The organism is Algoriphagus sp. PAP.12, from assembly GCF_026652115.1.
Lineage (GTDB): Bacteria > Bacteroidota > Bacteroidia > Cytophagales > Cyclobacteriaceae > Algoriphagus.
On record NZ_JAPPSQ010000007.1, the window covers coordinates 154824 to 180231 of the forward strand.

The window sequence follows — 25408 nt, forward strand, 5'->3', positions numbered from 1 at the left end:
GATTATAGAAATCCTAATTCAAGTTTTGCAGCTTCGGACATCATATCTTGAGAGTAGGGAGGGTCAAATGTAACTTCTACTTCCACATTGTTGATTCCTTGGATCTGCTGAATTTTATCTTTTACTTCTGATGGAATAAATTCAGCCGATGGACAATTGGGAGAAGTCAAAGTCATCATCACGTAGACATTATTTACTGGATAAACTGTAATCTCATAGATCAGACCCAGTTCGTAGACATCCACTGGAATCTCAGGGTCATAGACCTGTTTGATTGCCATCACTACTTTTTCCTTCAAGTCGTCAATCTGACTTACCTTATTTTCAGTTTCCATTTGATGCGTTTAGTTTGGTTTGGAAAGCCAAAGCATACAATTTCATTTGTTTGATCATGGCAGCGAGTCCATTGGATCTTTGGCTTCCAATAATCCCACCCATTCCGATTTTTTGAATAAAATCCAGATCAGCTTGGATGATTTCTTCAGGCTTTCTGTCATTGAGCACTCGGATCAAAAGGTAAATCAAACCTTTTGTAATATCTGTGTTGGAATCTGCCTGAAAATGGATTTTTCCATCTTTTTCATCAGCGATCAACCACACTTTGGATTGGCAACCTTTGATGATATTTTCCTCTTTTTGCTCTTCTTCGGGAAATGCTTCCAAATTGTTACCGATTTCCATGATATAGAAAATGGTGGACTCTCTGTCATCTCCTAAGATTTCGAATTCTGATACGATTTCGTCCTGAATCTCCTGTATGCTCATTTATTCTTGATTTTGGCTATACGTGCTACGCCTTCTGCCAATTGCTCAATTTCTGATTTGGTATTGTAAACAGAAAAGCTGGCCCGAACAGTTCCTTCAATTCCAAAACGTTTCATCAAAGGTTGAGTACAGTGATGACCAGTTCTCACAGCAATCCCTCTGGCATCCAACATTTGGCCTACATCGAATGGATGCATTCCGTTGATATTGAATGATAAAACACTGACTTTATCTGCTGCCGTACCTACAGGAATAAACCCTTTGACTTCTTTCAAAAGTTCATTGGAATAGGTCAATAATTCATCTTCATGAGCTTTGATTACTGGTTTTCCTAAACTTTTGATAAAGTCCAAAGCCTCTTTGAAGGCAATTACATCGGCAATATTTGGTGTTCCCGCTTCAAATTTGAATGGAATGTCATTGTAGGTAGTCTTTTCAAAAGTTACCTCTTTGATCATTTCTCCTCCTCCCAAAAATGGAGGCATGGCTTCCAAAACTTCTCTTTTTCCATACAAAACCCCAAGACCCGTAGGACCATAGATTTTATGTGCTGAAAGCGCTAAGAAATCACAATCTAAATCCTGAACGTCTATTTCCAGGTGGCTGGAAGACTGAGCCCCATCCAGAAGCACTTTGGCCCCTACAGCATGTGCCGCTTCAATGATTCGTTTTACAGGATTGATGGTTCCCAATGCATTGGAAGCATGGACGATGCTAACCAATTTGGTTTTTGGAGAAAGCAATTTTTCAAACTCGCCATAATCCAATTCTCCGTTGTCATGGATAGGGATGACTTTGAGAACTGCTCCTTTTTCCTCGCAGAGCATCTGCCAAGGAACGATATTGGAGTGGTGTTCCATAGTTGAGATGATTATTTCATCTCCTTGGCCAATAAACTTTCTTCCAAATGTCTGAGCTACCAGATTGATAGACTCAGTGGTGCCTTTTGTAAAAATAATCTCAGCACTTTCTTTCGCATTGATGAACTCTCGAACTGTCTCTCTGGTATTTTCATAATACTGAGTCGCTCGATCCGCTAATGCGTGTGCACCTCGATGAATGTTGGAGTTGTCATGCTCATAATACTTCATTAGAGCATCCAAAACTGCTTTCGGCTTTTGGGTTGTAGCAGCGTTATCAAAATAAATCAAGGGCTTGCCGTGTACTTCTTGATGAAGCACAGGAAACAAGCCCCTGATTTCGTTTATATCAAATTTCATGAAGGGAATTTAGAATTTGCTCCCTAATCTTTCCTGTACTAAGGAAACGCAATAATTGTGGAAGCTTTCGTCTTCGATATGTTCTAAAACTTCACCAGCAAAAGCATAAAGCAACAATCCTTTTGCTTGGGTTTTGTCAATTCCTCTTGCCTGTAGGTAGAATAATGCTTCCTCATCCAATTGACCAGTAGTACAGCCATGAGAGCATTTTACATCATCTGCCCAGATTTCCAATTGAGGCTTGGTATTGATCACCGCATCTTCAGAAAGAAGGATGTTGTTGTTTTGCTGGAAAGCATTGGTTTTCTGAGCGTCTTGACGCACGAAAATCTTTCCGTTGAAAACACCTCTAGATTGATCAGCGAGAATTCCTTTGTATAATTCATTGGATTCTGCATGAGGAATAGTATGATCCACGTTGGTATGATTGTCCACGTGGGTCTTATCATTCAATAGGTATAAACCATACATGTTTCCTTCAGAATTACTTCCCAAAAGATTCAAGTTCAGGTTATTTCTAACCATGTCACCAGAAAGGGAAATAGTAACTGCAGTGAACTGAGAGTCTTTCTGGATATCTGTTTCAATATTACTTACCTCAATTGCTTGATCGCCTTCGTTTTGAAGCCTGTAATAATGGACTTTGCTATTGATAGCTCCTTTGATTTCCACTACTTGGTTTGAAAAGACTTTGTCTTCACCTAATAGAATGGTTTTTTCGATGAAAGTCACTTCAGCAAAATCTCCAGCTTCAATCCAAATTCTCGGTTGTACAACCTGCCCAGCACTTGCTTGAGTAAAGGAAAGAATCAGGATTGGTTTTTCAACCTGAGTTTTCTTAGGAACAGAAACTGCCAGTCCGTCTACAAATGAAGCTTGATTTAAAGCGACAAATGCATCTTTTACAGGCTTGGCAATGGATCCAATTTCCTGGTCTGAAAGAGCAGAAAATGAGACTTCAGATGGAAGTTGAGAAAGCTCTTCTTCCAGTTTACCATTGTTCAATACAAGCACGTATCCATCAAACCCTTCGAAAATGGCAGTTTTAACCATTTCTTCAGTGATAGATACAGGTTTTGCTGGATTGAAATCAGAGATTTCTTTTTCCAGTTTTCTGGCAATCTGAGTGAATTTATATTCCTCTGCTTTGACCGCAGGGAGTCCTTGTGCATAGAAGCTTTCTTTAGCCAAAGCTCTCTCAGAAGAGAAATCAGCAGGAGCTCCTTCAAACAAAGGGGTAAGGGTATCTTGTGTTGTCAAGGTACTCATATTCTTTTTTTTAGAAATCAGACAGTAGCTGCGGAATCAACTTCTTCTTTGATCCAGTCGTAGCCTTTTTCTTCCAGTTCCAACGCCAATTCTTTGGTTCCAGACTTAACGATTCTTCCTTTGTACAATACGTGTACATAATCAGGAACAATGTAATCCAACAATCTTTGGTAGTGAGTTACTACGATGGTTGCATTATCAGCTGATTTCAATTGATTAACTCCGTTGGATACAATTCTCAACGCATCGATATCCAAACCTGAATCAGTTTCATCCAAAATGGAAAGAGATGGTTCTAGCATGGCCATTTGGAAGATTTCATTTCTCTTCTTTTCACCACCAGAAAACCCTTCGTTCAAAGCTCTACTCAACAGCTTTTGATCGATCTCAACCAATTTCATTTTTTCTTTCATCAAAGAAAGGAACTTCACAGCGTCAAGGGCTTCCAATCCTCTGTATTCTCTTACTTGGTTGACAGCAGTTCTCAAGAAGTTGGTAGAAGAAACCCCTGGGATTTCCACAGGATATTGGAAAGCCAAGAATACACCTTCCCTAGCACGATCTTCAGGAGCTAGGTCCAAAAGATCTTTTCCTTTGAAAGTAACTTCACCTTCGGTTACCTCATATTCTTCTCTTCCTGCCAATACTGAAGCCAAGGTAGATTTTCCTGAACCGTTAGGTCCCATGATAGCATGAACCTCACCGGCTTTGACTTCCAAGTTGATTCCTCTTAGGATCGGCGTCCCTTCAATTGAAGCGTGTAGATTTTTTATAGAAAGCATGATACTAATTTTTCAATTTTTAATTTTCCAATTTTTCAATTGGGATTACCCCACAGATCCTTCCAAAGTCAATGCAAGAAGCTTTTGTGCTTCTACAGCAAATTCCATCGGAAGTTGATTCAAGACTTCTTTCGCATAACCATTAACGATTAGGGCCACTGCATCTTCAGTAGCAATACCTCTTTGGTTACAGTAGAAGATTTGATCCTCGCCGATTTTAGAAGTGGTAGCTTCATGTTCCACCTTGGCAGTAGGGTTGTTGATATCGATATAAGGGAAAGTGTGGGCTCCACATCTATCTCCCATTAATAAAGAGTCACATTGGGAGAAGTTACGTGCATTGGTTGCGCGCTTCATTACCTGAACTTGACCTCTATATGAGTTTTGAGATTTTCCTGCAGAAATACCTTTGGAAACGATTCTTGATTTGGTGTTTTTACCTATGTGAATCATTTTGGTTCCTGTGTCAGCTTGCTGATAATTATTTGTTACAGCGACAGAATAGAATTCTCCGATAGAATTATCTCCTTTCAAAATACAAGAAGGGTACTTCCAAGTTACAGCAGATCCGGTTTCTACTTGAGTCCAGGAAATTTTGGAGTTGTCACCGGCACAAATACCTCTTTTGGTCACGAAGTTGTAGATACCGCCTTTTCCTTCTTTGTCGCCAGGAAACCAGTTTTGAACAGTAGAATATTTTACTTCTGCATTGGTTGCAGCATAAATTTCCACCACCGCAGCATGAAGTTGATTTTCGTCTCTTTGTGGTGCCGTACATCCCTCCAAATAAGAAACGTATGCATCATCCTCAGCTACGATCAATGTTCTTTCGAACTGACCAGTATTGGCCGCATTGATTCTGAAGTAAGTAGAAAGCTCCATTGGGCATCTTACTCCTTTTGGTATATAGCAGAATGAACCGTCAGAGAAAACCGCCGAGTTCAATGCTGCATAATAGTTATCAGTCATTGGTACGACTGATCCCAAATATTTTTTAATCAATTCAGGATGCTCTTTTACAGCTTCACTGAAAGAACAGAAGATGATTCCAAGTTTAGCCAAAGTGCCTTTGAACGTGGTCGCAACAGAAACTGAGTCTAGTACAGCATCTACTGCTATTCCCTGCAATCTTTTTTGCTCGTTCATGGAGATCCCCAGTCTTTCATAGATCGCTAACAATTCAGGATCTACTTCTTCTAAGCTTTTCGCTTTCTTCTGCTGCTTTGGTGCAGAGTAATAACGAAGCTTTTGAAAATCAACTTTAGGGTAGGTTACATTAGCCCATTCAGGCTCCTGCATTTCTTGCCAAGTTCTAAAAGCTTTCAATCTCCACTCCAACAGCCAAGTTGGCTCTTCTTTCTTCGCGGAGATCCATTTAATGATTTCCTCATTCAGTCCGATCGGTGCTTCGTCCACTTCATAATTGACGGACCATCCGTGTTCGTATTCTTTTGAGGTAAATTCTTCTAAAATCTGGTTGTCTTTGCTCATGGGTGTGAGTTATTTAGACTAATTACATTTTGACTTGCGAAGGTACAACATAAAACCAAATTATTATGTTCAATCCTATTTTAAAAATCTATCAGGGATTCAAAATTTCAATGAAAAAGGCCGTTTTGGCTATGTATACACGTTTTTGGAAGGATAAAAAAAAGCCCGAATTATTCGGGCTTAATATATGATTTAAATCATATATTTTATTTGGATTTGATCTAAATAGAGAGTATTCTTATTTTTCTTTGTCAAAAAACTGAATAGGGCGATTGATACTTTCTTCCAATACGATCAATGTTTCTGTTCTGTCAATTCCATCCACTTTCTGAATTTTGTCCAAAACCATTCTTAAATGGTTGGTATCACGGCAAATGATTTTTGCAAAAATTGAATAGTTACCAGTAGTATAGTAAGCGCTGACAACTTCTGAAATTTCCTTCAGCCTTTCAATAACATTGTCATAAAGGGAGCTTTTTTCCAAATAGATTCCCAAAAAAGCAGAGATATCATATCCCAGTTTAGAGAAGTCAATGTTGAGGGTGGCACTTTTTACAATCCCCATGTCTTCCAATTTCTTCATCCTCACGTGTACAGTTCCAGAAGAAACGAATACTTTTTTGGCTATTTCAGTGTATGGGGTTTTGGCATCCTCGTTTAAAAGCGAGATGATTTTTAGGTCTATGTTATCGATATCTAAAATTTTATCCATTTTTCTATGTTGGATTTAGATGATTGTTAATGAAATCGCTTGTAAATTAGAGATTGTTCAAAATATTGCAAAATTATTTTTTCAATTTGTAATTAAAATCAAAAATCTTTTACTTTGGAATCGAAATAATTGTCTTTCTGAAAATTTTGATTTTTAATTATTAATGAATCGAATATTCGGGATATTGGTGTTTTGCCAAACTTTCAGTTATTTCGAGTAAAACTTTTAATCTCTAAAGTTATATTTGGGTTTATATTCTGAAAAGGGTCTTGCTACTGGCAGGACTTTTTTGTTGTCTTTTTTAAAATTTTAAATACATTTTTTTGCATTTGAAAATTTAAAAAGTGTATTTTTGTCGTAAATCCTCCTGAAAGTATGATCAGACAATATTCTATCAAATCGCTTCCCGTTTTTATTTTTTGTATTCTATTTATCGGCCAGCAATTGACTGCAAAAGCAATGGCTCAAGTAAATGGCGAAGATGGAATAGATAAAAATGTAACTGTTCAGTATAATAAGTTGAGTCTTTCAATGGTAGAACCTACGGAAAGAAATTTCAAGATTAGCAGTGCAGAAGATGTCGAACTGGTACCTTTGACCCTTGTGGAAGAAAATATAGCCAATAATTTGTCGTCTCATTGGGCTTGGCCTGAGTATACATTGGAAATGATTGATTCTTATTCTCCATTTTTATTCAGAACCAAAAAATCTCAAGAAGTCGAAGAGGTCAAAGTTCACTTAAAAGTAGATTCTAAGGGCAAAGTGTCAGGATATGAATTGGTATCAGAGGTTGATAAAGGTTTGAAAGAAAGAATAGATTATTTGGTCAGAAAGCTTCCAAAATGTAAGCCTGTCCCAGGTTTTTCTAATTATTCACCTGAGGTATTTGAATTGACTATCAGAAAATAAGGTCCGGTTTTTCGCTTTTTCTTTAAACGGTGCTATTACACAATAGCGCCTTTTTTATTTTTAACCCTTTCAAAAACCACCCAGCATATGAAAAAAATCATTACTATTTCTGGTTTTGCCTTGATTGCAGGACTAGGTCAAGCTCAGGTCAAGCCCTTTCAAAAGGAACCAGTTTTTCCTGAAAATAACTCAAAAGCGAAGTTTTACACGGTTTCTGGAGAAAGACACGGTCCTTCATTTTTTAAAAAAGAAGTTTTTCCTGAGGTAGAATATACCCCTGGCGAAAGCCTTGAATTTAATAAATATCACACTGTAAATGTGATGTATCACTGGTATGAAACATGGGCCAAACAGTTTCCTGAGATAGTTGATTTGTATGTGATTGGGGAATCATTGGAAGGTCGACCAATTTATCAAATGACCATTACCAATAAGAAAACTGGGAAAGAAACTGATAAACCAGCTGCTTACTTTGAAGGAGGAAGACATTCTGGTGAAATCACATCTTCCGAATCCATTCTTTGGTTAACTCAGCATATTTTGGATAATTATGGAAAAGATCCAGAAATCACCCACTTGGTAGATACAAAGACAATTTACCTTCGTCCTCAGAACAATCCGGATGGATCAAACCTTTATCTATACACTGCTCAAGCAAATAGAAGTACAGTAAGACCTCATGACAATGATCGCGATGGGTTATTGGATGAAGATCCTGGGGAAGACCTTGATGGTGATGGTATTCTTTATCAAATTAGAAAGAAAGCTGAAACTGAAGAAGATAAGAAAAAGGCGAATTTTATCGTAGATCCTGATCATCCATCTGGGAAACTGATGAAAAGAGTCCAAGCTGGAAAAGGGGAATATTTGATGTATTCAGAAGGAATTGATAACGATGGAGATGGGAGTTTTAATGAAGATGGGATAGGTGGACTAGATCTTCATAGAAACTACCCTGAAAACTGGAGGCCAGATATTGGAGGAGATCTGACAGGTAGAGGATATACACAATATGGCGCCGGTGAATACCCTTTGAGCGAGCCTGAAAGTAAAGCGACAGTTCTTTGGGTCTTGAGTCATCCCAATATTTCGGTGGTAAACTCTATGGATACACGTGTTCCTATGCATCTTAGAGCACCATCTACTTCCAAAGCAGAGGAAAGTATGTACCCAAGTGATTTGGAGATTTACAAAGAGATGGATGAATTGGGACTTTCATTTACAGCTTATCCTTGGGCGGGTGACGTGTATGAAACTTACGCTACTCGATACAAAGTGAATCGAATGACGGGAGATCCTTTGAAACCATCACCATTATTTGGACATGGGCCAGATTTTGGGTATTTCTATTTTGGAAGTGTATGGTATGGTGATGAGTTATGGAACAACGGCGCCATGAAAGATTACAATGGCGACGGAATCTACGATGATTACGATGCTTTGATGTGGGATGAGGAAGAGAATGGGGGCAAAGGATTTAAATCCTGGACTCCTTTGACCCATCCCCAATTGGGAGAAGTAGAGATCGGAGGTTTCCATCCTAAGTTCTTTGGGCAAAACGGACCCACCTGGCAGTTAGAAAATTGGGCTAAAAAACAGGCACAATTCAATTTGGCCATGGCAAAAAGACTTCCTGAATTGAAAGTAGGTGAAGCGGTGGTGAAAGAATTAGGGAAAGGCGAATATGAAGTCAGTCTTTCTTGGGAAAATGTTGGTGGTTTGCCAGTCGCTTTAGAACAAGCCAAATTGGTGAAAATTGTACAGGAAGATCGAGTGTCTCTAAATTTTGCTAAGGAACTTACAGAAGGCTATGAGGATGCAAAAGTTCAAATTCTGAGCCCTGAACTAAATGATAAGACCATTTATGCAGGATATACTGGGAAAGGCGAAAAGAAATCGGCCACCTTCAAACTGAAGGTTAATTCAGAAGAGCCAGTAAAAGGAAAGATCAGGTTATCTTCTACTAGAGGTGGCTTTTTTGAAAAAGAATTCACTATAAACTAAAACCAATTATTTATGCTACGTAAAATTAGCGGAGCCTTGTTGGCATGCCTTTTTTTGGCTGTTGGCAGCTTATCCGCTCAGCAAAAGAGATCACTTACTCATGACGACTATGATGGGTGGGAAAGTTTAGGATCTAGCCAGATTACCAAAGATGGTAAATGGGTAGGCTATATGATTTCTCCTCAAGAAGGAGATGGGAGGTTGGAAATCCTTCCTTTCAAAGATGTTTCCAAAAAATTTGTCATTCCTAGAGCTCAGTCATGGAGTTTTTCACCCGACGGAACATTTGCAGTTGGAAAAATCGAACCACAGGCTGACTCAGTGAGACTTTTGAAACTGAAAAAGACTAAAAAGGATGATATGCCTAAGGATAGCCTTTTTATCTATCAGATGTCGAATGGCAACTTGGAGAAAATGGCCAATGTGAAGTCTTTCTCTATTCCTCAAGAGGAGGGAAGCTGGATTGCTATTCAGTTTGAAAAAGAAAAACCGGCAAAAAAAGACCCTTCAGATTCTACAAATACTGAGAAGCCGAAGAAAACGGACGGAACTAATCTATTGGTTAGATCATTGGACGGGTCGAAATCTTATGAGTTTGAAAGAGTAAAAAGTTATGGCTTTTCCAAAAATGGAGACTTCCTTCAATACGTTTTGGCTGAGGAAGATACCTTGGATAACTCAGCTATTCAGCTTTTAAATCTAGCAACAGGAGAATCCAGTCTTTTGCATGAAGGGAATACCAGTTATGAAAGAGTTTCTTTCAGTCCAGAATCAAAATACTTGGCCTTCATCAGTACCAATGATTCGGCCAAAGCAGAAAAGCCATATTATGAGGTTTTCTTGACTACAACCGCTTCTCCCGATGTGAATGTTTTGATAGGAAATGAAACTCCAGGTTTATTGGAAGATAGCAGGATTAGCTCGGATGCCTCAATTCGCTTTTCTGAAGACGAATCAAGAATGTTTTTCGGAGTAATGGATGATTATGTGGATTATGCGTACGAATCTGACACGACTATTTTGGATGAAGATAGAGTGAGTCTGGATATCTGGGGATGGCAGGATGCTGAAATCCAACCGATGCAGTTGAGAAATAAGTCACGTGAGCAAAAAAGGACTTATACTGCTACAATTGACCTGAACAATAAGCAGATCGCTCAATTAGAAGATCGCGAAGTAAACAATGTGATTTTGGAAAGTAAAATCGAAAAGGATTTTGCCATTGCTTGGACAGATGCACCTTATAGAAGAAACTACAGCTGGGATATTCAAATCGGAAGAGATTTGTATGCGGTTGACTTTGAAACAGGAGATAGAACTTTGATTGAAGAGAATATCTCTGGATATCCAAGTCTTTCTCCAGAGGGGAAATACGTTTCTTGGTATTCAGGGCGAGACAGCTCCTGGGTCGCTTACGATTTGGAAGCTAAAAAGCATATCGATTTGACAGAAGGAATTCAGGATGTCGTTTTTTATGATGAATTGCATGACTCTCCATCTCTTCCGGGCTCTTATGGATCAGCAGGATGGTTGGCTGATGATGCGGCTTTACTTATTTATGATCGATTTGATATTTGGAAAATAGATCCAAAAAATCCTTCGGCTGCCGTAAATATCACAGCAGGTGAAGGCAGAAAGCAGATGATTCAATTTAGAAGACAGGATTTGGACCGGGAAGAAAGAAGTATTGATCCAAAAGCAGCTTTATATTTGACCGCTTTCAATGAGGTGAGTAAAGAGTCTGGAATGTTTGGGGGTAAAATCAATGGAGGGACACCAACAAAAATCATGATGACCCCGCATAGATATTATGGCTTGACCAAAGCAGAAGATTCCGATGAGATCATGATCCGTAGAAGTACCTACCAAGAAAACCCAGACTTGTATTTGGGAGATCTTTCCTTTAAAAGTCTCAAAAAGGCATCTGATCTGAACCCTCAACAGGAAGGAATTAAATGGGGTTCTGTAGAATTGGTTGATTATTTGGCAAATGACGGCACTCCTCTTCAAGGTTTGTTGTTCAAGCCAGAATATTTTGATGAGAATAAAAAGTACCCAATGATGGTGTATTTCTATGAAAGAAACAGTGATGGGCTTTACAGTTACAGAACTCCTGCGCCTTCAGCATCTACTATTAATATCCCATATTTTGTAAGTAATGATTATGTGGTGTTTGTTCCGGATATTAAATATGAATTAGGTCTTCCGGGACCTTCAGCATATGATTGTATCATTCCTGGTGTCCAATCAGTAGTAGCAAAAGGATTTGTCGATAAAGAAAATATGGCAATCCAAGGTCAAAGCTGGGGAGGTTATCAGGTTGCATATTTGATTACACAAACGGATATGTTTAAAGCTGCTGGTGCAGGTGCACCAGTGGTGAACATGACTTCTGCTTATGGTGGAATCAGATGGGGGACTGGGATGAGCCGTATGTTCCAATACGAACAAACTCAATCAAGAATCGGAGGAACCATTTGGCAAAAGCCTCTTTATTATATTGAGAATTCTCCTCTATTCTTTATGGACCGCGTGAATACTCCGGTTTTGATTATGCATAATGACGAAGATGGAGCAGTTCCGTGGTACCAAGGCATTGAGATGTTTATGGCTTTGAAGAGATTGAATCAGCCTGCTTGGTTGCTTCAGTACAATGGGGAAGATCATAACCTTCGCCAAAGAAAAAACAGAAAAGATCTTTCTGTAAGATTGAGTCAGTTCTTTGATCACTATTTGAAAGGGGCTCCTGCTCCACTTTGGATGACAGAAGGTCTTCCTGCAGTGGAAAAGGGAAGGACTTTGAAATATGAATTGAATGATAATTAATATGAAATCCCCGGCTTTGTCGGGGATTTTTTTTAACCGAAATCCTGAATTTTTGAAATCTTGTTTTCCTTGAACTCAAAGATGGATTTTCCTTCAAATTCTAATTTTTCACCTTTTTTAGGTCCATTTGGAATGTCGATAGCCAAAATCGCATGATAGGAAATTGTAACTTCAGAATTACTTTTTTGATGAGTGAGATTCAATATGGATTGATTTCTTTCTGTAAAATATCCCAATCCTTCCAAGGCCTGATTTTTAAATGCTTTTTTGCCTACCAAAAAGTGAGTTCTTTCATCTCCGGTGTAATTTTCAAAGATCAATTCGGAATGAAGAGGGCTGAGCATTTTCTCTACATTCTTAGTGTTGTATGCAGAGATATATTCTTTAATAAGTGCTTCTTTTTCTTCGTTTTTCATAGGCGGAGAATAAAAAAAGCTGAATCAAATTTGATCCAGCTTAACAATTTTAGACTGCAACAGGAGCCTTGATATGTGGGTGCGGATCATAATTGATCAATTCAAAATCCTCGTATTTGAAATCAAAGATGTCTTTTACTTCTGGATTGATTTTCATGGTTGGAAGCGGTCTGAAATCACGGCTTAATTGCAATTCAGCTTGCTCCAGGTGATTCAAATAAAGATGAGCATCTCCAAACGTGTGAACGAATTCGCCTGGTTCCAAATCACAAACTTGAGCAATCATCATGGTAAATAGTGCGTAAGATGCGATGTTAAAGGGAACTCCTAAGAATACATCTGCACTTCTTTGATATAGCTGACAAGAAAGTTTGCCATCAGCTACATAGAATTGGAAAAGTGTATGACAAGGAGGTAGAGCCATGTTGTCTACATCAGCAACATTCCAAGCACTCACGATATGTCTTCTGCTATCAGGTTTGGTTTTGATTTGATGAATCAGATTTTTGATTTGGTCGATTTCGCCACCTTTTCCATCAGGCCAATGTCTCCATTGATACCCATAAACGGGACCTAAATCCCCGTTTTCATCAGCCCACTCATCCCAGATAGAAACCTTGTTGTTTTTGAGATAGGTGATATTGCTGTCACCTTTCAAAAACCATAGTAATTCGATAATGATACTTCTCAAATGAAGTTTCTTCGTAGTTACCACAGGAAAACCTTCAGAAAGATCAAAACGCATCTGATGTCCAAAAATGCTGATGGTACCCGTTCCCGTCCTATCGGATTTCTTGGTTCCTTCACTCAAAATTTTCTTCATCAAATCGTGGTACTGCTGCATTTTTTTCGGGTTTTAAAGATCTTGGCAAGATACTAGGTTCCATGAAAAATCGGAACTTGAAAAAAAGAAACTCAGCGATAAGAATTTTAAATCTTTGACAAATCTTGTCAATTATTAAATCGCCTATTCTGATTCAGGTGAAGAGTTTTCTAACTGAAACGTCGCAGATACTGGATAATGATCTGAATAGTCTACCTCTCGATGAGTTTTGAAATCAACAGCTTTTAAGCTTGGAGAAGTGAAAATGTGGTCGATTCTTAAGAAGAAAAGAATCTTGTTATACGTAAAACCAAATCCCCTTCCAGCAGTTTCAAAAGCGTTTGTCAACGTTTTGCTCAACCTGAAATAGGTGTTGGAGTAAGGGATTTCGTTGAAATCACCCATGACGATAACTGGGTGAGGACTGTTGGCAATATGTTCTTCTAATACTTTTAATTGTTTGCTTCTTTCAAGGCTACCTCGGTGGAGTTTCCCGAGAGTTTGCCTATATTTTTCCTTTACACCGTCAATATTGTCAAGAGATTCTGAGTCGATTTTCATGGATTCAAGGTGACAGTTATAAATTCGGACCGTATCAGAATTGTGTTTGATATCTGCGAAAATGGCTCCATTTGTATGTTGTGTTTCAAAAACTTTCCCATCATTGACTATTGGGTAACGTGAAAAAATCGCCAAGCCATAAGAGCGAGTTTTAGGCTTGCCTTCAATGATTTGATAGGAAACTTCTAATCCAGAATCTTCGCCCAATAACTTAACTGCATTTCTTGATGGCGTTGTAAAGTCCTGATAAAACTCCTGAAAGACTTTTACATCTGCAGGGTGATCTTGAAGCCAAGTGAAAATATTTGGATCAAACTTTCCTCCATTTCTTCCTTTATAATTAAAGAGGTGAGCATTATAGGTTAGGACTTTAAGTCCTTCGGGGTTTTCTGCTTTTGGGTTAAGTTGAAAAGTGATTTCTGCAAATCGATATCCAATGAGTAACGTCGCCAAAGGAACAAAAGCAAGTCTTCTCCAAGATAAAGTAAGGATTACAAAAAGGGAAAAATTGATCATCCAAGCAACTGGGATCAGAAATGGTAAAAGTCCAATGTATGGAAAGTCCTCAGGAGAAATAAAAACACTACCAAAAACTAATAGCGTACATATAAATAGGAGCCAGGTAAGAAATCTCATGTAACAGATTCCAGATTATTGAAATAGTTTGGTTTAATTTAATTGTTAATCTAACCCTTAAACGGATTCTTTCCGTAAAGAAGCAAAAGAGAGGCTAAAAAATGAAACTGATTAAAAAAATGTCATTTCATGAATTAATAATTCATTTACCGATAGGCAGGAATTTTGCATTCGATATTTTATCCTTTTATTTCAGTATTAAATTGAAACAATATGAATAACCGCTACACAATTTGGGTTTTTGTAATTTTTGGAGCAATGCTCATTTCTTGCTCTTCTAAAACTTCTAAGGAGGCAACTGGCGAAATGGAAACTTTGGAAAGTACTGAAGAGTCTTCTGAAGAATCTAGACCTAGCCCATTGGAAGTCAAAACTGGTCAAATTTCAGGTAAGGATTTTCGAGTTCAATATGGCTCTCCAGCTGTTAAGGGAAGAGAATTGTGGGGTGATTTAGTTCCCTATAATGTTGTGTGGAGAACAGGTGCAAACGAAGCTACTTACGTGGATTTATCCTCTGATATGACAATTGAAGGAAAAACTTTGGCAGCTGGAAAATATTCATTGTTTACCATCCCTAAGGAAAATGGAAAGTGGACTGTGATCTTCAATTCAGAATGGGATTTGGAACATGGACATTTTCAATATGATGAGAAAAATGATGTTTTGAGAGTTGAAGTTAGCCCAGAATGGGTTGCGGAAGCTCAGGAAAGGTTGTCAATAGATATTGAGTCTCCTGGCTTGGTGATTCGATGGGAAAAATTGAAACTCCCAATTACGATTAATTAGAGTTTTTAAAAATATAGAGCCCTGAAAATTCAGTTTTTGGGGCTTTTTTTTGTTCAATTTGAAAGGTTCGCTGATTTTAGAATATAGAATCTTTAGCTAAATTCGCTTCCGCCCAAAGACCCTGTTATTTATGAAATATTTAGGTTTCATTTTTGTTTTTTTACTGACAATAGCCATTGGATATTTAGGGTCCATTCCCTTAGGTCCTGCTCCTCCAATTGTACCCTTGCTGGACCCCAATCATGGGTTTTGGCAGCAAACCAAGAGTGAAGACGAATTGGCTGAAGAAGAAGTCTCATTGGAAAATTTACTGAATCCAGTCAAAGTTTCTTATGATGAAAATTTGATTCCACATGTTTTCGCTAAAAATGAGGAAGATCTTTATAGGGTTCAAGGATATGTAACTGCGCAACATCGACTTTGGCAAATGGAATTCCAAACGATGGCCGCTGCTGGTCGTATTTCTGAGATTGTTGGTCCAATCGCCTTGGAATTGGATAGAATGACCAGAAGAAAAGGCTTGGGTTATGGAGCCGAATTGGGGTTGAAATTTTTGGAAGAAAATGATCAGGAAACGCTAAGGTTTCTTGAAGCATATGCAGACGGCGTCAATCAATACATTGATCAATTAACAGAGGCGAGGGTTCCAGTGGAATATAAAATACTGAACTACAGACCAGAGCATTGGTCCGCTTATAAGTCTATACTTCTTTTGAAGTACATGTCAGATATGTTGGTAGGAGACAAGGACTTGGAGTTTTCCAATTTGAGAAAGATCCTAGGAGAAGAACTTTTGAATAAGCTTTTTCCTGATTTTCCTTTAGATAATGATCCAATAATTGAAGCAGAACATGTTTGGGATTTTCAACCAATTCCGATTTCAAAGCCAGATAGTATCAATTTTCCGAATGATGAATTAGTGATTGATCCTTTGCCTCAACCTGAGGAAGGAACAGGATCCAATAACTGGGCTGTATCTGGCTCCAAAACCAAAAATGGCTACCCAATCCTTGCCAATGATCCCCATTTGAGCCTTAATCTTCCTTCTTTGTGGTTCAGTATGCAGTTAAGTACCCCCGAATATTCAGTAAAAGGTGCCACTTTGCCTGGAGCATTGGGGGTTATTTCTGGCTTCAATGAAAATATAGCTTGGGGAGTCACGAATGCCACTAAAGATGCCAGAGATTGGTATAAAATCACCTTCCGGGATAAAAGTCGGTCTACTTATAGATATGGAGATGAGTGGCGAAAGACTGAATTTAGAGTGGAAGAAATCAAAGTAAAAGGTGAGAAAACCTATTTGGATACGGTGGTCTATACCCATTATGGACCTGTGGTTTATGATCGGACCTTTAGAGGGGAAAGGCAGGATGCAAATTTTGCCTTAAAATGGACTGTTCATGAAGGATCTAATGAGCAACGCACATTCCTGATGCTCAATAGGTCCAAAAATCATGAAGATTACAACGCGGCCTTGGATAACTTCACTGCTCCTGCTCAAAACTTTGCATTTGCTTCAAAATCAGGAGATGTAGCAATGAGAGTCCAAGGGAAATTTGCTTTGAAATGGCCAGAACAGGGTAAATTTTTTATGGATGGAGCGGATCCAAGAATGGAATGGCAGCAGTATATTCCCAATGATCAGAATCCGAGTACCCTGAATCCGGAACGAGGCTTTGTTTCTTCTGCCAATCAACATCCGGTAGCTCAATCCTATCCTTATTATGTTTTTGACAATAGTTATGAACATTATCGAAATAGAAGATTAAATAATAGGTTAAGGGAAATGAATAATATCACGGTAGAAGATATGAAAGCCCTTCAGTTTGATGATTATTATCTGCATGCGGCAGAAGCATTACCTGTTATGGTTAGCTTGCTTGGAGAGCCATCTGGTTTGAGTGAAAAAGCTTCCCAGTTTTTGAAAGAGGTCAAAGGATGGGATTTGTATGCTGATCCTAATCAAAAAGGGCCAACCATTTTTTATCTGTGGTGGAATGAAACCTATAATCAAATTTGGTCTGATTTAAGTAATTTGAATGTGTCGGTGGTAAGACCTAATAACTATCAAACTACCCTTTTGATGAAAACCGAGCCAGAAAGTACAGTTTTTGACTTGAAAAATACACCTACTAAGGAGGTCGCGAAAGATCATGTGAAAAAGGGCTTTGAATTGATGGTGTCTAAATTGGAGAGTTGGGTGAATGAAGAGGGTGATTATTCCTGGGCAAATTATAAGAAAACCACAATTCAGCATTTGGTACCGCAGTTTACAGCATTTTCTGTTGTGAATGTGTATACTGGAGGGGGTAGAGGGATGTTAAATGCTACCAGTGAAAGACATGGCGCTAGCTGGAGAATGGTTGTTGAGCTAGGAGATGAAATCAAAGCTTTTGGAATATACCCCGGAGGTCAATCAGGAAATCCGGGAAGTAAGTTTTACTCCAATTTTATTCCAAAATGGGCCAATGGAGAATATTTGGATTTTGGTTTGAGAAATGAAAATCAAGAATCGACTTTGTTATTTGAAACTACTTTTACCCCAGTAAAATGAAATTCTTTGGATATTTAGTTGTCACAATTTTGGTGGTTGTATTTGTGAACCCTTTCATACCATATTGGGGAATTATGGTACTACTTTTTCTTTTTGCCTTAATTTTAAAGCCAGGGAACTCAGCGGCATTTTGGGGAGGAGGATTTGGGCTGGCTCTTTCTTGGATCGGTTTAAGTCTTTTTTTGACAATTGATTCAGGAAGTGATCTTCCAAATAAGATGGCCCAAATTTTAGGTGCTCCCTCCGGAACTGTATTGGTGGCTGTCACAGGAGTGATTGGTTTTCTTTTGGGGGCACTTTCTTCGCTCAGTGGCAATCTATTTAGAAATCTAGTAAAAAGAAGACCGACTGATATTTACCGTGGGTAGGCTTTAAATTCAATTTTTAAGCCTAATTATCCTTAATTTCTAGGACTATTATTTTTTCCAGTTCTATCTAATGAGTACCTTTGTTACTCACTTATTCAGTGTTTTTTAATGTTAGAATCGTTAATCACCTCTAAGACTCGATTGAGGCTTCTTGTGAAGTTTTTTGTCAATGACAGAAATCAAAGTCATTTGAGGGGACTGGCAGATGAATTTGGTGAATCCACCAATGCTATTCGAAAGGAGCTGAATAATTTGACACAGGCAGGGATATTGCTGAAACATTCAGAGAAGAATAAAATTTCCTATCAGGCCAACACCCAACACCCTTTCTATATAAACATTAGAGATATTATTCGAAAATATTTAGGTCTAGACATGTTGCTAGAACAGATTTTGGAACGTATGGGTGAAGTTGGTCAAGTTGTACTGGTAGGAGATATTTCGAAAGGAATTGATTCTGGTAAAATTGATGTGGTCGTGACAGGTGAAAACTTGAACAAGGATTATATCAATTCACTGACAAAAAGAATAGAGGAGATGATTGAAAGAAAGGTTGTTTTTATGCTTAAAAATGACCGGTATGAAAGCAATGGTCTCGTGCTATTTGATACAAAAATAGGAGCTTAAAAAGCTTCAATATATTAATTGCCCTCTAAGCACAAATGTGACTGAAAGGGCGAAGCTGTACCCAATTACGAATTATGTGTAAAATGTTCGAAATTGAATTATCATCAAACCAACAGGATTTGAAAAGCACATTGAAAAATAACTTAGCTTTTGGATTCAAGAGTCTTTTGGGGATTCTTATGGCATTTTTGGTAGCTTTCCAAGTAGAAGCCCAGAGTCTGTCAGACATTCAAAACATCAAAGTTGATAACCTATCTGATGCTCAAATAGAACAGTTGATCAAAAGAGCGGAAGCTAGTGGGCTTACCACCAATCAGCTAGTTGGAATGGCAAGAGAAAGAGGGATGCCTGCAACTGAAGCAATGAAGTTAAGTCAAAGGATTTCTCAATTGCAATCAGCTGTTAGTCCAGCGGGAACTGGGATGGAAAACTTAGGTGGAAGAACATTGGTTGGAGATCAAGGGGTAGATATGTTCGATTCTCTTCGAAGATCTGATCCATATTATGATCTTACTCCAACCCAAAAAAAGATTTTCGGTTACAAACTTTTTCATAATAGGAATTTGGATTTTAGTCCTAGTTTAAATCTACCTACTCCTCTTTCCTATGTGATTGGTACAGGAGATCAATTATTGATTGATGTTTATGGGGCATCTCAACAATCATTAGATTTGACAGTAACTCCCGAAGGTAGAGTGTTATTGCCAAATATAGGTCCCGTTCAAGTAGGAGGATCTACTATTGAAGCAGCAAGCTCAAGAATAAAAACTAGTTTAGGAAGAATCTACTCTGGACTTTTGGGGTCCAATCCCAATACCTTTATTCAAATTCGCTTAGGAAATATAAGATCTATCAAAGTTTCGATGGTCGGTGAATTAACCAAACCGGGAACTTACACTTTACCTTCCTTTGCCTCAGTTTTTAATGCGCTATATGCTGCCGGAGGTCCTAATGAAAACGGAGCTTTTAGAAACATTCAGGTTTACAGGAACTCAAAGCTTGTAGCCACTGTGGATATTTATGAATTTTTATCAAAGGGTGACCAAAACGCCAATATAATCCTTCAAGATAATGACGTAGTAATAGTACCACCCTTACAGGCCAGAGTGGAAGTGATAGGTCCAGTTAGGCGTGAAGGGTTATTCGAGGTGAAGCCAGCTGAAACCCTAAATGATCTTTACATTTATACAGGAGGTTTTCAGAGTTTAGCTTACAAGGATAGAGTTACTGTCAGAAGGATTGAAAACAATCAAAGAAAAGTTTTTGATGTTCCTCAATCTGAATTTGGAACATTCCAGCCGAAAGATGGAGATGAGATTTTGATTGGAGAGGCATTAGAACGATTTACCAATCGAGTTCAAATTACAGGTTCGGTATATAGGCCTGGAGAATTTGCGTTAGAATCCGACGGTTTGACAGTGAAGCAACTAGTTGAGAAAGCGGAAGGCGTAAGACCTGAGGCATTTACTACGCGAGCTACCTTGTATCGTACAAGTGATGATTTGACTTTAGCTGCAGTACCATTAGATCTAAAAGGGATTTTGGATGGGTCAAGTTCTGACGTTTCCCTCAAGAATGAAGATTTACTTTTTATTCCTAGTAGGTATGACATTCAAGAAGAATATTATGTGAAGGTCTCAGGGGAGGTAAATTTCCCTGGGACTTATCCATATGCATCTGAAATGACAGTTGGAGATTTGGTTTTACGTGCAGGAGGCTTTTTGGAATCAGCCAGCAATTCATCCATTGAAATAGCAAGAAGAGTGAGGGATGTTAGCTCAGGTAAGATTGCTGATGTAATCAGTCTGTCGATAGATGCTGATATGAGACTCTCAAATGAAGAGGCAAATACCCCTTTGAGTCCATTCGACCATATTTTTATTAGAAGGCGTCCAGGATTTGAACAAGAGCAGTTGGTGACGGTCAAAGGTGAGGTGAAATTCCCTGGTAATTATGCAATCACATCTGCAAATGAGCGAATATCTGATGTTGTCAAAAGGTCAGGAGGGCTTTCCCAGTTTGCTTATCCAAAAGGAGCAAGTTTGATCAGACGGACAATTTATTTTGAAGGGCCTACTGAGGAGGAGATTAGAGAAGAAAGACTAAAAGAACTTCGGGACAATTTAGATCCTATTAAAAATAGGAACACCAATGAAGCTGAACAAATTTTATTCGAAAGAATAGAGAGGAAATTAGAACAGATAGAAGAGGTAAAAGCGCAAGAAAAAAGAAATAAATTCCAAGATAAAATATTTGAAGTTTCCAATCCTCTGGATAGTCTTTCAATAGATTCGACATTGAACGCTTCAAGGTATAAAGAGGAGGATTTAGTAGGGATTGACTTGGAGTATATAATGCAAAATCCAGGGTCAGACGCTGATTTAATTTTGTTTGAAGGAGACGTTTTGCAAATTCCAAAACAATTACAGACTGTAAGGATGGTTGGCGAAGTACTATTGCCAACTACCACGAGATTTGAAAAAAATCAGCAACTTAAATACTATATTTCAAAAGCTGGGGGTTTTACCGAAAATGCAAGGAAATCTAAGGCTTTTGTAATATATGCCAACGGTGATGCAGCCCAGACCAAGAGTTTTTTGGGACTGAAAAATTATCCTAAGTTGGAGCCAGGGGCTGAAATCGTTGTTCCCAAAAAGCCTAATAGGACTAGAATGAGTGCTGCAGGATGGATAGGCATAGCATCCAGCTTGGCGACTTTGGGAATCCTGGTAGAAAGAATAATAAATTAACTATTCACTAATTACTATATGAAAATTGCAGTTGTAGGTACTGGTTATGTAGGGCTTGTATCAGGCGCTTGTTTTGCTGACGTAGGAATTGAAGTTACCTGCGTAGATATCGATCAAAAAAAGATTGAAAAGCTTAAAAATGGCATCATGCCTATTTATGAGCCCGGTTTGGAAGAAATTGTAACTCGTAATTATAAAAGCGGAAGATTACATTTCAGTACGGATCTGGGTGAAGCAATCCAGGGGGCTGAAGTAGCTTTTATCGCAGTAGGAACACCTCCAGGCGAAGATGGTTCTGCTGATTTGAAATATGTACTAGCTGTTGCTGATGAAATCGGTCGAAAAATGACAGATTACATCGTAGTGGCCACTAAAAGTACTGTACCTGTGACCACAGGTGAAAAAGTTAGATCTGCTATTAAATCTGCTTTGGATAAAAGAGGTTCTGATTTGCCTTTTGCAGTCGCATCAAATCCAGAGTTTTTGAAAGAAGGTGCTGCTGTAGAAGATTTTTTGAAGCCGGATAGAATTGTAATTGGAGTGGATGATGAAAGAGCTGAAAAAATCATGCAGCGCTTGTATAAGCCATTCCAGTTAAGCGGGGAGCGCATCATTTACATGGATATCCCATCGGCAGAAATGACTAAGTATGCTGCAAATGCGATGTTAGCAACAAAGATTTCATTCATGAATGATATTGCTAATCTTTGCGAAAAAGTAGGCGCCAACGCAAACATGGTTAGAAAAGGAATCGGATCTGATCCAAGAATTGGGAATAAGTTCATTTATCCAGGTGTTGGATACGGTGGTTCCTGCTTTCCAAAGGATGTAAAAGCTATTATTCGGACAGGTAGAGAATATGGCCATGAGCTTCGTGTATTACAATCTGTAGAGGATGTCAATGAAGATCAAAAGCATGTATTGGCTAACAAAGTAAAATCCCATTTTGGAGAGGATCTTTCAGGGATGACATTTGCGATGTGGGGATTGAGCTTTAAGCCCAATACAGATGATATGAGAGAAGCTCCTGCCGCTGTAATCATTGATGAATTGAGAGCTGCTGGTGCAACTGTAAAAGCATATGATCCAGTTGCTATGGAAGAAGCAAAAGAGCATTACATCTTTGATAAGGTGACTTATTGCAAAGATGCTTATGATGCTCTTGTTGATGCAGATGCTTTGTTACTAGTAACAGAGTGGTCAGAATTTAGAATTCCTAGCTGGGAAGTAGTTTCCAAGTTGTTGAAGAATAAAGTGATTTTTGATGGTAGAAATATCTATGACAAAAATTACCTTGGCACTCTAGGATACACGCATTACGGTATCGGGTCGAAGTAATTATAAAATATGAGCCCCCTGATTTTTAGTTAGGGGGTTTATTTTGTTTTAAGATTTAATTCTTTCTCAATTTTTTAAAGAAATGATTTCTAAAGTGGTTTGGGAAAAATAAATTTTAGTAAAGAAAATTTTCCAATACCATTTTGAAAAAATCAATTTGATCGCTAATCAAAATCAAAGAATAATTCCCTTTATTTAATGAATTACTTACACCTTATCGGTCGAAATAAACCTCTGTTTTCAAAAGAAATAAAAACTTTTGAATCCGATTTTTCTGATATAATTTCAGGATCTATGTTTTTAGTTCTTGGGGGAGCTGGATCTATTGGTCAGGCTGTAACTAAAGAAATTTTTAAACGAAACCCAAAGAAACTTCATGTAGTCGATATTAGTGAGAACAATCTAGTGGAGTTAGTGAGAGATGTTAGAAGTTCTTTTGGCTATATCGATGGTGATTTTAAAACCTTTGCATTGGATATTGGTTCTAAGCAATATGATGCCTTCTGGAATTCTGATGGTAATTATGATTTCGTACTCAATCTATCCGCTCTGAAACATGTAAGAAGTGAAAAGGATCCATTCACATTAATGAGGATGGTAGAAGTTAATATTTTAAATACCTTAAAGACCGTTCGACAAGCAAAAGCAAAAGGAATAAATAAATATTTCTGCGTCTCTACCGACAAAGCAGCAAACCCTGTTAATATGATGGGGGCTTCTAAACGTATCATGGAATTATTTTTAATGCGGGAGAGTGATGATATTTCTATCTCCATGGCTAGGTTTGCAAATGTTGCGTTTTCAGATGGGTCTCTTTTGCATGGATTCAATCAGAGAATTCAGAAGAAGCAACCAATAGTAGCGCCCAATGATATTAAGCGGTATTTTGTTACTCCTCAGGAATCTGGCGAACTTTGTCTTATGTCTTGTCTCCTTGGTGAAAACAAGGATATTTTTTTTCCAAAATTAAGTGAAGAGCTACATTTAATTACTTTTTCGGAGATAGCCGAAAATTACTTAAAGGCATTAGATTATACTCCTTTTATCTGTGATTCTGAAGAGCAGGCTCGTCAGTTTTTTAATGGAGAAAATCAAATGCCACAAGGTGAATTGAATTATTGGCCGTGTTTTTTTTCACAAAGCGATACCACTGGGGAAAAGGATTTTGAAGAGTTCTTTATGGATGGTGAGACCTTGGACTTGGATAGGTTTGAGAATTTGGGAATTGTTAAAAGCAGTTTGTCTTTTGAAGGACAAAAGTTGGATGAATTTCTATCCCGAGTTGGAGAATTGATGGAAAAGCAACAATGGACTAAAATTGACCTAGTAGAGATTTTTCATCACATTTTACCGAGCTTTCAACACATGGAAACTGGCAAATATTTAGATGCTAAAATGTGAATATGGATTTCAAAGAAACTATTCAGTTCATTCAGGAAAAATTCAAATCCAAAGATTTTATCCCACTTCATAACCCCATTTTCGAAGGAAATGAGCGTAAATACGTGATGGATACCTTGGATTCAACTTTTGTTTCCTCAGTCGGAAGATATGTGGATAGGGCAGAAGAAATGATTTCACAAATTAGTCAAACTCAACGAGCAATAGCTGTTGTAAATGGGACTGCAGGGATCCAAGTGGCTTTACGTTTGGTAGGAGTCAATCCCGGAGATGAAGTACTTACGCAGGCATTGACTTTTGTAGCTACTGCTAACGCTATCCAATACAACGGAGCGCAACCGGTATTCCTGGACGTCGATTATGATACGATGGGGCTTTCTCCCAGGGCAGTTTCAGAGTTTTTAGAGGAATTTGGTGAAAGAAGGGAAACAGGAACTTTCAATAGGAAAACAGGGAAAAGAATAGCTGCATGCATTCCGATGCATACGTTTGGATTTCCTGTTCATTTGGATGAACTAATGAAGCTGTGTCGGGATTGGAATATTCCATTGATAGAAGATGCAGCGGAATCTCTGGGAAGTGAATATAGGGGGAAACCAACCGGTTCATTTGGGAAGGTTGGTGTATTTTCCTTTAATGGAAACAAAATAGTGACCTCTGGAGGCGGTGGGATGATTGTGACCCAAGAGGAAGAAATCGGGATTTTGGGTAAGCATTTAACCACTACTGCCAAGGTTCCTCATGCCTATGAATATTTTCATGACCAGATGGGGTATAATTTTAGGATGCCTAATTTAAATGCAGCATTACTTTGTGCTCAATTGGAGCAGTTGAGTTATTTTTTAGATAGAAAGAGAAGATTGGCAGCCGAATACAGCACTTTTTTCGAAAGTCAAGGAATTATTTTCCGGAAGGAACTGGAAAACACCAAAGCAAATTATTGGCTAATGTGTGTTGAGTTGGGAAGCCTTGAGGATCGCAATTTCTTTTTGGAGAAGACTAATGGGAAGAAAGTAATGACAAGACCAATTTGGCAATTGATGTATAGATTGCCTATGTATGACCATTGTCAGAGAGATGCCCAAACCAATGCTGAGTTTTTAGAACAAAGAATTGTAAATATTCCTAGTAGTGTTACTCAGGAATATCAATTAGTGAATAGTAAATAGG

The 25408-nt window shown here is 38.3% G+C and carries 21 protein-coding genes; 11 read left to right on the top strand and 10 right to left on the bottom strand.

Annotation, left to right across the window (positions count from 1 at the left end):
- Nucleotides 1-2: 2 nt before the first annotated feature.
- The 7 genes from O0V13_RS10700 to O0V13_RS10730 form a co-directional block, all read right to left on the bottom strand.
- Nucleotides 3-335 carry an iron-sulfur cluster assembly protein gene (locus O0V13_RS10700; protein WP_268034958.1) on the bottom strand — a complete coding sequence of 111 codons (333 nt, stop codon included), beginning with the start codon at nucleotides 333-335 and terminating at the stop codon, nucleotides 3-5.
- Nucleotides 325-765, bottom strand: a complete 441-nt coding sequence (locus tag O0V13_RS10705; RefSeq protein ID WP_268034959.1) for a SufE family protein — start codon at nucleotides 763-765, stop codon at nucleotides 325-327. The genes O0V13_RS10700 and O0V13_RS10705 overlap by 11 nt, the downstream gene beginning before the upstream one ends.
- The gene (locus O0V13_RS10710) at nucleotides 762-1985 is read right to left on the bottom strand and encodes a cysteine desulfurase (protein WP_268034960.1); all 1224 of its coding nucleotides are present in this window, start codon (nucleotides 1983-1985) and stop codon (nucleotides 762-764) included. The genes O0V13_RS10705 and O0V13_RS10710 overlap by 4 nt, the downstream gene beginning before the upstream one ends.
- Nucleotides 1986-1994: 9 nt before the next feature.
- Complete coding sequence (gene sufD / locus O0V13_RS10715; RefSeq protein WP_268034961.1) at nucleotides 1995-3254, bottom strand: Fe-S cluster assembly protein SufD; 1260 nt, start codon at nucleotides 3252-3254, stop codon at nucleotides 1995-1997.
- 17 nt (nucleotides 3255-3271) lie between these two features.
- Nucleotides 3272-4036, bottom strand: a complete 765-nt coding sequence (sufC, locus tag O0V13_RS10720) for a Fe-S cluster assembly ATPase SufC (protein WP_073573035.1) — start codon at nucleotides 4034-4036, stop codon at nucleotides 3272-3274.
- A gap of 45 nt (nucleotides 4037-4081) precedes the next feature.
- Nucleotides 4082-5527, bottom strand: coding sequence for a Fe-S cluster assembly protein SufB (gene sufB / locus O0V13_RS10725; protein ID WP_268034962.1), 1446 nt, complete (start codon nucleotides 5525-5527; stop codon nucleotides 4082-4084).
- A 238-nt stretch (nucleotides 5528-5765) separates the two neighbouring features.
- Nucleotides 5766-6239, bottom strand: a complete 474-nt coding sequence (locus O0V13_RS10730) for an Lrp/AsnC ligand binding domain-containing protein (RefSeq protein WP_268034963.1) — start codon at nucleotides 6237-6239, stop codon at nucleotides 5766-5768.
- Between the two features lie 375 nt (nucleotides 6240-6614).
- Here O0V13_RS10730 and O0V13_RS10735 point away from each other — a divergent pair, with 375 nt between their 5' ends.
- The 3 genes from O0V13_RS10735 (at nucleotide 6615) to O0V13_RS10745 (ending at nucleotide 11978) form a co-directional block, all read left to right on the top strand.
- Complete coding sequence (locus tag O0V13_RS10735) at nucleotides 6615-7148, top strand: hypothetical protein (RefSeq protein WP_268034964.1); 534 nt, start codon at nucleotides 6615-6617, stop codon at nucleotides 7146-7148.
- 87 nt (nucleotides 7149-7235) lie between these two features.
- The gene (locus O0V13_RS10740) at nucleotides 7236-9152 is read left to right on the top strand and encodes a M14 family metallopeptidase (RefSeq protein WP_268034965.1); all 1917 of its coding nucleotides are present in this window, start codon (nucleotides 7236-7238) and stop codon (nucleotides 9150-9152) included.
- A 12-nt stretch (nucleotides 9153-9164) separates the two neighbouring features.
- Nucleotides 9165-11978 (top strand): S9 family peptidase, encoded by a 2814-nt coding sequence (locus tag O0V13_RS10745; RefSeq protein ID WP_268034966.1) that lies wholly within the window; start codon nucleotides 9165-9167, stop codon nucleotides 11976-11978.
- A gap of 32 nt (nucleotides 11979-12010) precedes the next feature.
- Here O0V13_RS10745 and O0V13_RS10750 read toward each other — a convergent pair whose 3' ends face one another.
- The 3 genes from O0V13_RS10750 to O0V13_RS10760 form a co-directional block, all read right to left on the bottom strand.
- On the bottom strand, nucleotides 12011-12394 hold the full coding sequence (locus tag O0V13_RS10750) for a nuclear transport factor 2 family protein (RefSeq protein ID WP_268034967.1): 384 nt from the start codon (nucleotides 12392-12394) through the stop codon (nucleotides 12011-12013).
- A 49-nt stretch (nucleotides 12395-12443) separates the two neighbouring features.
- Nucleotides 12444-13238, bottom strand: coding sequence for a thymidylate synthase (locus O0V13_RS10755; protein WP_268034968.1), 795 nt, complete (start codon nucleotides 13236-13238; stop codon nucleotides 12444-12446).
- 123 nt (nucleotides 13239-13361) lie between these two features.
- Nucleotides 13362-14414, bottom strand: coding sequence for an endonuclease/exonuclease/phosphatase family protein (locus tag O0V13_RS10760; RefSeq protein WP_268034969.1), 1053 nt, complete (start codon nucleotides 14412-14414; stop codon nucleotides 13362-13364).
- A gap of 213 nt (nucleotides 14415-14627) precedes the next feature.
- Between O0V13_RS10760 and O0V13_RS10765 the strand changes: the two genes are divergently transcribed.
- From O0V13_RS10765 to O0V13_RS10800, 8 genes are all read left to right on the top strand, one after another.
- A complete protein-coding gene (locus O0V13_RS10765) occupies nucleotides 14628-15200 on the top strand; it encodes a DUF2911 domain-containing protein (protein WP_268034970.1) in 573 nt (190 codons plus the stop codon).
- 130 nt (nucleotides 15201-15330) lie between these two features.
- The gene (locus O0V13_RS10770) at nucleotides 15331-17754 is read left to right on the top strand and encodes a penicillin acylase family protein (RefSeq protein ID WP_268034971.1); all 2424 of its coding nucleotides are present in this window, start codon (nucleotides 15331-15333) and stop codon (nucleotides 17752-17754) included.
- Between the two features lie 74 nt (nucleotides 17755-17828).
- Entirely contained in the window at nucleotides 17829-18122 is a 294-nt protein-coding gene (locus O0V13_RS10775; protein WP_268034972.1) for a hypothetical protein, read from the top strand.
- A 108-nt stretch (nucleotides 18123-18230) separates the two neighbouring features.
- A complete protein-coding gene (locus O0V13_RS10780) occupies nucleotides 18231-18749 on the top strand; it encodes an ArsR family transcriptional regulator (protein ID WP_268034973.1) in 519 nt (172 codons plus the stop codon).
- 179 nt (nucleotides 18750-18928) lie between these two features.
- A complete protein-coding gene (locus O0V13_RS10785; RefSeq protein ID WP_268035025.1) occupies nucleotides 18929-21499 on the top strand; it encodes a polysaccharide biosynthesis/export family protein in 2571 nt (856 codons plus the stop codon).
- Nucleotides 21500-21517: 18 nt separating this feature from the next.
- The gene (locus tag O0V13_RS10790) at nucleotides 21518-22837 is read left to right on the top strand and encodes a UDP-glucose dehydrogenase family protein (protein ID WP_268034974.1); all 1320 of its coding nucleotides are present in this window, start codon (nucleotides 21518-21520) and stop codon (nucleotides 22835-22837) included.
- Between the two features lie 294 nt (nucleotides 22838-23131).
- Nucleotides 23132-24238, top strand: coding sequence for a UDP-N-acetylglucosamine 4,6-dehydratase (locus O0V13_RS10795; RefSeq protein ID WP_268034975.1), 1107 nt, complete (start codon nucleotides 23132-23134; stop codon nucleotides 24236-24238).
- Nucleotides 24239-24240: 2 nt separating this feature from the next.
- Nucleotides 24241-25407, top strand: a complete 1167-nt coding sequence (locus O0V13_RS10800) for a LegC family aminotransferase (protein ID WP_268034976.1) — start codon at nucleotides 24241-24243, stop codon at nucleotides 25405-25407.
- The last annotated feature ends 1 nt before the right edge of the window (nucleotide 25408 follow it).

Bases quoted from the DNA above. Each gene is read 5' to 3' on its own strand.
- O0V13_RS10760 (WP_268034969.1), bottom strand. From the start codon at position 14,414: ATGAGATTTCTTACCTGGCTCCTATTTATATGTACGCTATTAGTTTTT.
- O0V13_RS10710 (WP_268034960.1), bottom strand. From the start codon at position 1,985: ATGAAATTTGATATAAACGAAATCAGGGGCTTGTTTCCTGTGCTTCAT.
- O0V13_RS10735 (WP_268034964.1), top strand. From the start codon at position 6,615: ATGATCAGACAATATTCTATCAAATCGCTTCCCGTTTTTATTTTTTGT.
- O0V13_RS10750 (WP_268034967.1), bottom strand. From the start codon at position 12,394: ATGAAAAACGAAGAAAAAGAAGCACTTATTAAAGAATATATCTCTGCA.
- sufD (WP_268034961.1), bottom strand. From the start codon at position 3,254: ATGAGTACCTTGACAACACAAGATACCCTTACCCCTTTGTTTGAAGGA.
- O0V13_RS10740 (WP_268034965.1), top strand. From the start codon at position 7,236: ATGAAAAAAATCATTACTATTTCTGGTTTTGCCTTGATTGCAGGACTA.
- O0V13_RS10755 (WP_268034968.1), bottom strand. From the start codon at position 13,238: ATGCAGCAGTACCACGATTTGATGAAGAAAATTTTGAGTGAAGGAACC.
- sufC (WP_073573035.1), bottom strand. From the start codon at position 4,036: ATGCTTTCTATAAAAAATCTACACGCTTCAATTGAAGGGACGCCGATC.
- O0V13_RS10765 (WP_268034970.1), top strand. From the start codon at position 14,628: ATGAATAACCGCTACACAATTTGGGTTTTTGTAATTTTTGGAGCAATG.
- O0V13_RS10700 (WP_268034958.1), bottom strand. From the start codon at position 335: ATGGAAACTGAAAATAAGGTAAGTCAGATTGACGACTTGAAGGAAAAA.
- O0V13_RS10800 (WP_268034976.1), top strand. From the start codon at position 24,241: ATGGATTTCAAAGAAACTATTCAGTTCATTCAGGAAAAATTCAAATCC.
- O0V13_RS10705 (WP_268034959.1), bottom strand. From the start codon at position 765: ATGAGCATACAGGAGATTCAGGACGAAATCGTATCAGAATTCGAAATC.
- O0V13_RS10780 (WP_268034973.1), top strand. From the start codon at position 18,231: ATGTTAGAATCGTTAATCACCTCTAAGACTCGATTGAGGCTTCTTGTG.
- O0V13_RS10795 (WP_268034975.1), top strand. From the start codon at position 23,132: ATGTTTTTAGTTCTTGGGGGAGCTGGATCTATTGGTCAGGCTGTAACT.
- O0V13_RS10770 (WP_268034971.1), top strand. From the start codon at position 15,331: ATGAAATATTTAGGTTTCATTTTTGTTTTTTTACTGACAATAGCCATT.
- O0V13_RS10730 (WP_268034963.1), bottom strand. From the start codon at position 6,239: ATGGATAAAATTTTAGATATCGATAACATAGACCTAAAAATCATCTCG.
- O0V13_RS10790 (WP_268034974.1), top strand. From the start codon at position 21,518: ATGAAAATTGCAGTTGTAGGTACTGGTTATGTAGGGCTTGTATCAGGC.
- O0V13_RS10775 (WP_268034972.1), top strand. From the start codon at position 17,829: ATGGTACTACTTTTTCTTTTTGCCTTAATTTTAAAGCCAGGGAACTCA.
- O0V13_RS10785 (WP_268035025.1), top strand. From the start codon at position 18,929: ATGGCATTTTTGGTAGCTTTCCAAGTAGAAGCCCAGAGTCTGTCAGAC.
- sufB (WP_268034962.1), bottom strand. From the start codon at position 5,527: ATGAGCAAAGACAACCAGATTTTAGAAGAATTTACCTCAAAAGAATAC.
- O0V13_RS10745 (WP_268034966.1), top strand. From the start codon at position 9,165: ATGCTACGTAAAATTAGCGGAGCCTTGTTGGCATGCCTTTTTTTGGCT.